The following is an 11582-nucleotide window of genomic DNA, read 5'->3' as shown; positions in this document are numbered from 1 at the left end:
GCGGAGCCGCAATAGCCCCGCCCTATCGACATTCAATATTACTCCGCAGCTTCAGGCAGCGCGTCCGGACCGTCTTCATCGTCAGGCGTGTCGTAAGACTTCAGCTCGACATCAAGACCCAGTGAACGCATTTCTTTGACAAGAACGTTAAAGCTCTCCGGAATACCGGCCTCAAACGTATCATCACCTTTAACAATGGCTTCATACACCTTGGTCCGACCGACAACGTCATCGGACTTGACGGTGAGCATTTCCTGCAATGTGTATGCAGCGCCATAGGCTTGCAGTGCCCAGACCTCCATCTCACCAAAGCGCTGGCCACCAAATTGCGCTTTACCGCCCAGTGGTTGCTGCGTGACAAGCGAATAAGGTCCAATTGAACGGGCGTGGATCTTATCATCAACCAAGTGGTGCAATTTGAGCATATAGATATAACCCACGGTCACCTTACGGTCGAAACGATCACCTGTTCGGCCATCATAAAGGTCAACCTGACCCGATGTGTCCAAACCAGCAAGTTCCAGCATGTCAGAAACGTCTTGCTCACGCGCGCCATCAAATACCGGTGTACCCATAGGAACGCCGTTTTTCAAATTGCCAGCAAGTTCAACGATTGATTCTGTATCCCGACGATCGATATCTTCGTGATATTGCGGGCCGTAAATCGTTTTCAGACGGTCTTTCACTGCATCAGGCGGGCTCGCTGCCTCTGGATCAGGATTGGCTTCGCGCCATTCTTCCAGAGCCTTGGTAACCTGTTGACCCAGACCACGTGCGGCCCAGCCCAAATGGGTTTCAAAAATCTGCCCGACGTTCATCCGCGATGGAACACCCAGCGGGTTGAGCACAATGTCAACCGGCGTGCCGTCCTCAAGGAATGGCATGTCTTCTTGCGGCAATATACGTGAGATAACACCTTTGTTACCGTGACGTCCGGCCATTTTATCGCCCGGTTGCAGCTTGCGCTTCACCGCCACGAACACTTTGACCATTTTCAGAACGCCCGGTGCCAATTCGTCACCACGCTCCAGCTTGTCACGGCGATCGTCGAAACGCTCAGTGATCAATGTGACGGCATCGTCATATTGTACTTTAACCGCTTCCAGATCAGCCTGACGCGCGTCGTCCGCAACAGCGAACTTCCACCATTCGTGACGCTCGACTTCTTCAAGATTTTCCAGCGTAATCTCGTCGCCTTTCTTGAAGCCTTTCGGTGCGCCTGTAGCGACTTGACCGACCAGCATTTCGCGCAGACGGTTATATGTCGCACGGTTCAAAATAGCGCGCTCATCTTCGCGGTCTTTTGCCAGACGCTCAATCTCTTCACGCTCAATGGTCAGTGCCCGCTCATCCTTGTCGATGCCGTGACGGTTGAAAACGCGCACTTCAACAACTGTACCAGCAACACCCGGCGGCAGTTTCAGAGACGTATCACGCACATCAGAGGCTTTCTCACCAAAGATAGCGCGCAGCAATTTCTCTTCCGGTGTCATCGGGCTTTCGCCTTTTGGCGTGATCTTACCAACCAATATATCGCCCGGATGCACTTCTGCACCGATATAGACAATGCCCGCCTCATCGAGGTTCCGCAGTGCTTCCTCACCGACATTCGGAATGTCGCGAGTGATATCCTCTGGCCCCAATTTGGTATCGCGGGCCATAACCTCAAATTCCTCAATGTGGATCGAGGTGAAGACATCGTCCTTCACAATCCGCTCGGAAATCAGGATGGAATCCTCATAGTTATAACCATTCCAAGGCATGAAGGCGACGAGGCTGTTTTTGCCCAGTGCCAATTCACCCAAATCGGTCGATGGACCGTCAGCAAGGATATCGCCTTCCTGAATGATATCACCAACTTTCACCAAAGGACGCTGGTTGATACATGTGTTCTGGTTCGAACGCTGGAATTTCTGCAAACGGTAAATATCAACGCCGGATTTACCCGCATCAACTTCGCCCGTTGCCCGCAACACGATCCGCGTTGCATCAACCTGATCGACGATGCCAGCGCGCTTGGCGGTAATCGCCGCGCCGGAATCGCTGGCCACTGTGGCTTCCATACCGGTTCCAACAAACGGTGCTTCGGCTTTCACCAAAGGCACGGCCTGACGTTGCATGTTCGAGCCCATAAGCGCGCGGTTGGCGTCATCATTTTCCAGGAACGGAATAAGCGATGCCGCAACCGAAACCAGCTGCTTTGGTGAAACGTCCATCAATGTGATGGACTCGCGCGGTGCGATCAAAAATTCGCCTGCTTCACGCGAGGAGACAAACTCCTCTACAAAAGCGCCATCTTCGGTCAGTTCAGCATTGGCCTGTGCGACAGTGTGCTTTTGCTCTTCCATGGCGGAGAGATAAACAACTTCTTCGCTGACCTTACCGTTTTTGACAACACGATATGGCGTTTCAATAAAGCCATATTTGTTTACCCGGCTGAACGATGCCAGCGAGTTAATCAGACCGATGTTCGGGCCTTCCGGCGTTTCAATCGGGCAGATACGGCCATAATGGGTTGGGTGAACGTCACGCACTTCAAAACCTGCGCGTTCACGTGTCAGACCACCGGGCCCGAGAGCAGAAACGCGGCGTTTGTGCGTGACTTCAGACAATGGGTTGGTCTGATCCATAAACTGCGACAGCTGAGATGAACCAAAAAATTCACGCACAGCAGCAACAGCTGGCTTAGCGTTAATCAGATCATTGGGCATGACGGTCGAAACATCGACGCTGGACATACGCTCTTTAACCGCACGTTCCATGCGCAGCAAGCCAACACGATATTGGTTTTCCAGCAGCTCACCAACCGAACGAACGCGGCGGTTGCCAAGGTTATCAATATCATCAACCTCACCCTTGCCGTCTTTCAGATCAACAAGCGTTTTAACCACAGTCAAAATATCTTCTTTGCGCAGCGTGGTGTGCGTGTCTGGCGCATCAAGATCCAGACGCATATTCAGTTTCACACGGCCAACTGCGGACAGATCGTAACGCTCAGAGTCAAAGAACAGACCTTCGAACAACGCATCAGCTGTCTCACGGGTTGGTGGCTCACCAGGGCGCATCACGCGGTAAATGGCATCAAGACCCATATCGCGATGCTCAGATTTATCGACGGCCAATGTGTTGCGGATCCATGCACCAGTGGTGACATGGTCAATATCCAGCAACTCAATCGATTCTATGCCGGCCTTATCGAGCTTTTCCAAATTCTCGGCACTAACTTCTTCGCCTGCTTCGATATAGATCTCACCCGTTTTCTCATTGATGAGATCATGCGCAGAATAACGGCCATAAATCTCGTCAGTCGGGATCAACAGGTTCTTCAAACCATCTTTTTCGGCTTTTTTGGCACCGCGCGGTGTAATCTTCTGACCCAGCGCGAAGACGATTTCACCGCTATCAGCATCAATTATATCAAATGTCGGCTTCTGGCCGCGCCACTGCTCAGGCGCGAATGGAATTTTCCAGCCCTCACCTTGTTTGGTGTTAGAACGGGCAAAAGTGATCTTGTCATAGAAGTAATCCAGAATTTCTTCTGAATCCATATCAAGCGCATAAAGCAGCGCCGTAACAGGCAGCTTACGCTTACGGTCGATACGCACATTAACAATGTCTTTCGCGTCAAATTCAAAATCCAGCCATGAACCGCGATAAGGAATAACCCGCGCAGCGAAGAGGAATTTGCCAGAAGCGTGTGTTTTGCCGCGATCATGGTCAAACAAAACGCCTGGCGAACGGTGCATCTGGCTGACAATAACGCGCTCAGTACCATTAATGATAAAAGTACCATTATGCGTCATGAGCGGCATATCGCCCATATAAACGTCTTGCTCTTTAATATCGAGAACGGAGCGCGTCTCTGTCTCGGTATCGACTTCAAAAACGATCAAGCGCAGCGTCACCTTCATTGGTGCCGCATAGGTTATGCCGCGTTGACGACATTCCTGCGTATCATATTTCGGGTCTTCCAGCTCATAATGCACAAAGTCCAGCTCCGCAGAACCAGCAAAGTCACGGATCGGGAAAACACTGCGCAATGTTTTTTCCAGACCGGACACATAACCGATTGACGGGTCAGAACGCAAAAACTGCTCATAGCTCTCGCGCTGCACCTCAATGAGGTTTGGCATATCAATAACTTCGTGAATGTCGCCGAAGATTTTACGGATACGCTTCTTTGCGGTGGGAATCAGCTTCTCAGCCGGTGATTTCGCCTTGCTTGCCATAATATGAGTCGTCCTCAAAAATTTACTTTCAAAGCATTTGGATTGACCACCCAAACACCATCTTTGCACACGCGCCAAACGACAAAAAGCCGCGGTATCCCCTGTGTTTAGGGGCCGCAGCTTCGCGTCATGTGAAAGTCAGCCTATCATTCTTCATATCCGTTCCGCGCAAAAACAGATCTGTCTCGATAGCCTGATGTTGTCAGCGATATAAGGCGCTGTTGGATTCCCGTCAAGAGTGGAGAAACACCCAACGTCTAACGAGAGACTGTAACTGTAACAATTACAGTTGTGAGATAAATATAAAAAAACGGACGATATGAAATCCTGCTACATCTGCAGCTGCAGCAGGAGGTTTACTTACAAAAAGTCAGGACTACCCCATTCAAACCGAGCATCCCAGCCCCAATTCGGGCCGCCCTTTGTGAGTTTCAGTATTTTTCCAATGATTTTCATATTTCTTCCTTTCTTGTGTGCCAAGCTATATTGGCAGTTAATTAAATAACTTAATTATAAAAATTTTTCAATATCTTAATAATGCATTTCACCTTGTATATTGTGCATTTCACCCACCCATGCTTCAAGATTCAAAATTTGAAATATTTGTGTGTTATGTATCGAAAATATTTCTGTATTGTTCTTAAATTTATCCATCCATTCATCAGAGAACAATTCCAGACTCCAACATTTTCCTGAAATGATAGCTTCTCTTATTTGATCAATTTCTCTTCTAAGAAACTCCAGATAGATTTGCTCTGGAGTTCCTTTAGTAAATCGTCGCAGCATGATCTCAGGCAGGTCGTTTCGAAAAGCATAGCGTGCAAGGCCACGGCCTATGCCACGATGAGTGAATAGCCATGTGGGAATTTGGAGACAGGCCTCTACAATCGGTTGACAGTTAAAGATATGATGATGCGGCAAATCTCCAAAAAAGTTAAGTGGGTGCCGAGCGGGCATTGGCAAATAGCAGTTCAACATTGACTGCACGACCTTGCCTTTGGGCAAGACTTTCTTTGAGCGTAAACCAGGGTGTACTAACGCTAAGTCTAGCATCTCATCCATGGCGCTTTTGGAAAGGAGGCCTTGCGGAGCACCGCCTCGACTTGCCAATTGAATAAATTCATCAACACACATCTTATCGCGAAGCTCAGCAATGGCAGCTTTAAGCACGCTAAGAGTTGGGCGTTGCGTCCCCCTGGCAGTTGACAGCAAAGTTTCCCAAAATCCCGAGCTTAAGCCATTACTTCGCACGAAATCCATCACTGGAAACATCCCAGAAGATTGGCCTAGCAATCGGTCGCCTCCTACGCCTGTAAAAACTGCGTCGACTGCCTTGTATCGATGGGATCGGTCCGGACTTGCAGCAATATCACCAAAATCAAAAACCCGCTCAGGCTTAGCTTGGTAATTGCATGACATAACGCGGTCGAAGTCAACTTTTCGTGAGTCTAGAAAGCGTATATCAAGGTCGAGGCCAAAGCTTTCAGCAACCGCCTTTGTATAAAAAGTCTCATCTCCGCCCCGCTTGTCAGTTGTATATGTCAAAAGTTTTATATCAGGACGATTTGGAGCATCTTTTAAGCAAGACAATACCATTGAGGAGTCCAATCCTCCTATTGGCAATAATATGTGGTTGTAGCGTGAGGCTAATGTATGGACTGCTTTTCCAACGGTTTTCCTAAGAAAATGGGCGCTCTGCTCGAATGTAAGAGCAGATGTATTGTCTAAATAATTATATGGTGACCACCCTATAGCTCTGCCCCGTATCCGAGTTTTCTCATCCCATACTTCAGCTGGCAAAACCTCATCAATACCTTGGATCCCTGTGATGTTTTTTTCCAGTCGGGGGTCAGCGACTGTCGAGCGGAGGAAGTAATCATTAACTTCCAACTTAGGCAGCAACATCGCAACATCTGGAAGATCAGAAAAGAATATCGTCATTGATGCTATACGCGCGTAATAGCATGAAATAGAGCCAGTAGGGTCACGTATGATCAAAAACTTATTTGATTTCTCGTCATTTAAGAAAGCCAGATACTGCCCCCAAGCATTATCGAAGAGCCACACTCCTTGCGAAGCTACAATTTCTGCAATTTCAGACTCTGCCAAACATAATGGATGGTCAATTTCGTCGTCTGATTTTCGAAACGCAAACCCGATCATCTCACAGTCAATTAATCCAGCATGCGAACGCCCAGATTGGACATTCTTATCTCCACATTCTTCGCATATACTCCATAAATGAAACTTGCTCGTTGAGTAAGTCTTACACCATTCTCTACTGCCCTTGCCTAATGTATTGGTCCATTGCTGCATTACAGCCTTATCACGGAATGTATGCTCGTTCGCATCAGCAAGAAAGGCTACAAATCGCACCTCAGACCCTTAGGATCTGAGAAAAGCGGCAAGTGCGCGCAAACTGATCATTATAAAGCCAGTCACTATCTTCGACCCAACAATGGGCAGAAAACGGATATAGAGTCACGCCGAAACACCATCTTGGCATCACTCCCCAATAAGAAAGATACAATATCAAGGATAAAGAATTGAGCGTACATCTATCGTGGGCATCATAAAAAAATGGGCGGGAAATCTTATATATCTCTACCAGATCACTTAATTCATTCTGGTCTCTCGCTATCAAACATCGCTTTTCTCTAATTTGATTAAGAACGCCTATCGCTTTTTTTAAACCCTTATATTTTAGAAGATAGCCTGCATGTGAGATGGCTCGACCAACTAGAAATACTGATCGCACACTTAATGAAGGAGCTTTATCAATAAGTGGTCCAGGAATTTCCAATTTGGCACTACCTGCGATAGGCATTGCATGTGGTTTGCGCTGATGGGAGAAATGAAAACAACCTAGCCCAAGCAATTCACGAAGATCTAATTCAGGGAATTTATCTTCGATATATGCAGGAGACTTACCAAATACTAATTTTAAATATTGCGTATTTTTTTTGTCTATATGAATATAGTTTTCAGTATTAATATCAAGTATTACAGCCTCTTGCTCTGTATAAACAATATGACAATCGTTTCGAATGCATAATAATTTATCTTTATTGTCAATATGTGTAATCACAGAATACTACCCGTTCAAACGATAGCTATAGGGTATGCAATTCACGATTCATGTACATTGTTATACGTTCAATCTTGTAAATTTTACGACGTGTGAAATGACATGATCTATCGAGATGTGCTCTTGAAGCTTTACTGCATCAAGAAGCTAGCAAAGGTCTCTAAAATCATTGTACATATTGCGACATAATTCAATCCAAGACCTATATCTCTTCGTCAAGCCGCTGCAACACATGCCACTTGCAACATTATCAAATTCATGCTGATTTAGCTGCATATTAGGAGATAATGATGAAATATGCCGCTTTATTCGCCGCCTCAGCAATGTTGTTGACCAGCCCAGTCCTTGCCCATTTTGGAATGCCTCAACATCATCAAGACAAGAAAGAGGCACCGCAAATCCAAACAGGCAATGGTGAGCGGAACAACATTATGCTGGAAGGCGCAACACGCTCGGGCGCGACCTTCACTTTCCCGCGTGTGGAGATTGAACGCAATGGCTGGCTCGTCATGCATCCGTTCAAAGATGGCAAGCCGGTTCCCACCGTTTATGTCGGGCATACGCAGGTCAAAGCAGGCGTTACAGAAAATGTTGATATCGACGTGGACACCGTGCCGGATAACGGTGAGATGTTCATTGTCATGCTGCATTTTGACATGAATGATGATGGCGTGTTTGACTTTAATGATGGCATTACTGTTCCGGACGCACCGGTCTTTGAGGGCAGTACATTGGTAGCCTTGCGCTATGTGACACCTGACGATTCAGGCGCGCAATAAAGCATTCAGCTTTTGCCCGGTGGCAATTGCCCGACATCGCATCCACGCGCATCCAATATATCGCGCATCTCCCAATAGGCCGCAGGCGTGTCAGTCAGCGGAATATAGGGGTAGAGATGGTGGATGATGTGATATTGCATGCCCATTGATAGGATATTACCGGCGCGGCTACGAAACGCCTTAGTGTCGCGGTAACGGCCGGTTTTGTCAGCAGGCTGATGCGGTGCCCAGCTGAGAAAAAACACAATATAGGTGGAACCTATATGCCGCGGCAGCCACCATAGCAACGCCGCCTCTAACGCATAACCGCTAAGCGCCAGCCCGATATGCAGTCCGTAAAAGAATAAGGTATAGATGGCCCCGTCGAGAATAGCATCTGGGCGGCCAATCCGCTCCAACACCTTGGCATAACCGTTAAAGCCCGCATCATCCACACCCGGCTGTCGCGTGCGAATAGAATTGATGATCGCATTCCACCGACCGCTGACATTGGCATTGGCATGATCAGGATCACGCGCCGGATCATTGGCGTGTTTGTGATGCTCCAAATGGGTAAGTTTTGCCACACGATAGGGCAGCACCAAGGGAATAGTAGAGAGATGGCCAACCAGTTCATTGAGCCAGCGCCATTTTGTCCCTGGCCGGCCAATAATATCGTGCTGCGCTTCATGGCTTGGCAAGTAACATAAGGCGACATTTAATGTGGCGATTGGAAAGGCCAGCCATAACGGCATGACACCCAAGAAAACCAACGGCCAGAGGGACAGCCATATAGCCAGATTGCCCAACCCCCATATAACCGCTTCCCACGGCAAACGGTCAGCATATTTGCGGGCGATCGCCAGTTCAGTGCGTCTCCACTCGCGCTCTGTCATATCCAGCGCCCCTTTATCTGCGCAAATACACCCCATGCTCCGCCAAGAGCTATTGCTGGCCAATAAACCGACAGGCCAAATATTTGCTCATAACCGGCCAACATCATAATCTGCGCAAAAAGCGGGCCGAAAAAGCCAAAGCCAAACAGCAATGGCATATAGTGCAGAAGATTTTTGATGGTCCAGATCATGTAAGGCAGCATAACCGCGATTATAAAAACTGCAAAGGCTTATTAACATCGATGTTAATATAAAGCCGCTCCAGCGTCAAATAGCAAAAGGGCGGCCATGCTGCTGCATAACCACCCTTTGCAATAAAGATTTCCAACCGCCGGAGCGATGTGGAAAAAGGCTTATTTAAGCTCGACGGTACCGCCTGCAGCTTCGATTTTGCCTTTAATTTCTTCGGCTTCAGCTTTGTTGACGCCTTCTTTAACTGGCTTCGGTGCGCCTTCAACCAGAGCTTTGGCTTCGCCAAGACCCAGACCTGTGATCGCACGAACTTCTTTAATCACTTGGATTTTCTTGCCGCCGTCGCCGGTCAGAACAACGTCAAATTCGTCTTTCTCTTCAGCAGCCGGTGCATCACCGCCGCCGCCAGGTGCTGCAACAGCAACCGCAGCAGACGCAGAAACGCCCCATTTTTCTTCCAATGCTTTAGACAGCTCAGCAGCTTCCAAAACGGTCAGCTCAGAAAGCTGCTCGACGAGTTTTTCAATATCAGCCATGTTTATTCACTCCAAAATTCTAATAATTCAAATCAATGATAAAATACGGATTGCTTTATGCGTCTTCTTTCGCTGCATAAGCGCCAAATACGCGGGCCAGTTGGCCAGCCGGTGCTTGTGCAATCTGTGCCAGTTTGGTGGCAGGTGCTTGCACCAGACCAACAATCTTGCCGCGCAATTCGTCCAGCGATGGCAAAGCTGCCAAAGCCTGTACGCCAGCAACGTCCAGCACTGTCTCACCCATTGAGCCACCGACAATCTCAAGTCTGTCATTGGCTTTGGCGAATTCGACAACGATTTTCGCTGCTGCAACCGGATCATCCGATGTTGCCAGTGCCGTAGGCCCTGTCAGCATGTCGGCAATACCCGCATAAGCGGTACCTTCGGCTGCGCGTTTGGTCAGACGGTTTTTCGCAACTTTATAAGCAGCACCAGCATCACGCATATTGTTCCGAAGCTCTGTTGACTGTGCCACAGAGAGACCCAGATTGCGTGTTACAACAACAACCCCGGCTCCGGAGAAAATTGCGTTCAGATCGGCTACTGCCTGTTCTTTCTGCGAACGGTCCATACCATTCTCCTTCATTTCATGACCACACAGCACGAAGCGCTGAGCGGCCAAATCCAAATGCTATACAGCCCGCAAAGGCGGCATAGCGGCGAAATGTTCGAGGGGAGCATCGGCCAATCAGAAACATGGCCATGCAATCAATGCATAAAGCAGATGACTGCGTAAATAACTATCCCCGTCTCGGCTGGAAATTAAGAAAGGCAGACCCCTTCACCAACTGTCTCGAACGGTGATCATTGGAAAAATCCAATGTTCGTGAGCGCACCTAACAGTACGAACCATTATGTCAAGTCAAAAGACCCACCACCTTACAGCCTAATTATCAACATATCTGCCGAAAACTGTAACATGGCCATTACTAAGAGCGAACCAACGATATCCCCTTTACTATTACACATAAGGATATGCCCCACTCATGAAAACACCCGTTATGACGCGCGCCGCCACTGGCCTTTTGCTTGTTACTGCAATCGCTGCGCACGCAGCTCCAGCTTTTGCCAAAGATGGTGAAAATGCTGGCTTCTATCTCTCCGCTAAAGCCGGCGCAGAATTCCTTAATGACAGTGACTTTATCGGCATTCAGGCACCCGAAGCCGGTGTGCCCGGTGTTGTTGATGGCCCGGCTGTTGTCGATGTGGATTTTGATACTGGCTTTTCTATCAACGGCGCTGTTGGTTATGACTTTGATGACGGTTTAATCAAATATCTGCACACCCGTGTCGAACTAGAAGCAGGTTATATTGAAGCTGATGTTGGCGGCGGGGCTTTTAATGGCGGTGACCAAAGCTTTGGCGGTGACATTAGCAATTTTACGCTCACTGCTGGTTTCCAGACGGATATTGTTTGGGCAGATGACCAAAAAGTTGTCCCATATTTTGGCGGCAGTATCGGCATCGCTGTGGTGGACGCCAATATCAACTATTTCCCCAATAATGGTGTGGCAACGGCGCCGACATTTGGCGTTTTCGGCAGTGAAACAGGCTTTGTATCCCGCAACCAGATTGGCGTAGCGGTGAAAGCCAGCGATCGTTTTGATATCTTCGCTGAGGCACGTTACACCCGCACTGGCGATCTGGACTTTGAACGGCGTTTTGTCGCAGGCGGCGCAGATGGATTCTCCGCTGATGTTGAGGATGACATTGAATCGTTCGGCATAGGCATAGGTTTGCGCGCACGCTTCTAACCATAAACAGCTCTGATCAAGAGTAAGCCCCATGACCAGTATTGAATGGTCATGGGGAGAGCTGGGCACAAAAGAAAAGGGGCCGGAAGAATAAACTTCCAGCCCCTTTTTCTATGCGACGGTTATAAT

9 protein-coding genes are annotated in these 11582 nt (G+C 48.3%); 2 read left to right on the top strand and 7 right to left on the bottom strand.

Features of this window, described 5'->3' with window-relative positions; all coding sequences use genetic code 11:
• Positions 1 to 38: 38 nt before the first annotated feature.
• The 3 genes from rpoB to ACR9YC_RS02475 form a co-directional block, all read right to left on the bottom strand.
• Complete coding sequence (gene rpoB / locus ACR9YC_RS02485) at positions 39 to 4229, bottom strand: DNA-directed RNA polymerase subunit beta (RefSeq protein ID WP_438729390.1); 4191 nt, start codon at positions 4227 to 4229, stop codon at positions 39 to 41.
• A gap of 531 nt (positions 4230 to 4760) precedes the next feature.
• Positions 4761 to 6605: an asparagine synthase-related protein gene (locus ACR9YC_RS02480; RefSeq protein WP_438729387.1), complete on the bottom strand. Its 1845-nt coding sequence runs from the start codon at positions 6603 to 6605 to the stop codon at positions 4761 to 4763.
• Position 6606: 1 nt separating this feature from the next.
• Positions 6607 to 7317 carry a lasso peptide biosynthesis B2 protein gene (locus ACR9YC_RS02475; RefSeq protein WP_438729384.1) on the bottom strand — a complete coding sequence of 237 codons (711 nt, stop codon included), beginning with the start codon at positions 7315 to 7317 and terminating at the stop codon, positions 6607 to 6609.
• Positions 7318 to 7604: 287 nt separating this feature from the next.
• On the opposite strand from ACR9YC_RS02475, the gene ACR9YC_RS02470 reads away from it, so the two are divergent.
• The gene (locus ACR9YC_RS02470) at positions 7605 to 8096 is read left to right on the top strand and encodes a DUF7282 domain-containing protein (RefSeq protein WP_438729382.1); all 492 of its coding nucleotides are present in this window, start codon (positions 7605 to 7607) and stop codon (positions 8094 to 8096) included.
• A 5-nt stretch (positions 8097 to 8101) separates the two neighbouring features.
• On the opposite strand, the gene ACR9YC_RS02465 is transcribed toward ACR9YC_RS02470, so the two are convergent.
• The 4 genes from ACR9YC_RS02465 to rplJ form a co-directional block, all read right to left on the bottom strand.
• On the bottom strand, positions 8102 to 8971 hold the full coding sequence (locus ACR9YC_RS02465; protein WP_438729379.1) for a fatty acid desaturase: 870 nt from the start codon (positions 8969 to 8971) through the stop codon (positions 8102 to 8104).
• On the bottom strand, positions 8968 to 9162 hold the full coding sequence (locus ACR9YC_RS02460) for a hypothetical protein (protein WP_438729377.1): 195 nt from the start codon (positions 9160 to 9162) through the stop codon (positions 8968 to 8970). The genes ACR9YC_RS02465 and ACR9YC_RS02460 overlap by 4 nt, the downstream gene beginning before the upstream one ends.
• A gap of 162 nt (positions 9163 to 9324) precedes the next feature.
• Positions 9325 to 9699, bottom strand: a complete 375-nt coding sequence (rplL, locus tag ACR9YC_RS02455; protein ID WP_438729375.1) for a 50S ribosomal protein L7/L12 — start codon at positions 9697 to 9699, stop codon at positions 9325 to 9327.
• Between the two features lie 55 nt (positions 9700 to 9754).
• On the bottom strand, positions 9755 to 10270 hold the full coding sequence (gene rplJ, locus ACR9YC_RS02450; RefSeq protein WP_438729372.1) for a 50S ribosomal protein L10: 516 nt from the start codon (positions 10268 to 10270) through the stop codon (positions 9755 to 9757).
• 415 nt (positions 10271 to 10685) lie between these two features.
• Between rplJ and ACR9YC_RS02445 the strand changes: the two genes are divergently transcribed.
• Positions 10686 to 11453, top strand: coding sequence for a hypothetical protein (locus ACR9YC_RS02445; protein ID WP_438729370.1), 768 nt, complete (start codon positions 10686 to 10688; stop codon positions 11451 to 11453).
• Positions 11454 to 11582: the final 129 nt, after the last annotated feature.

This window comes from Parasphingorhabdus sp. DH2-15 (assembly GCF_051668705.1).
Taxonomy (GTDB): Bacteria; Pseudomonadota; Alphaproteobacteria; order Sphingomonadales; family Sphingomonadaceae; genus Alterisphingorhabdus.
The sequence above is the reverse complement of the archived record's forward strand: the minus strand, read 5'-3'. Positions and strand labels throughout refer to the sequence as shown.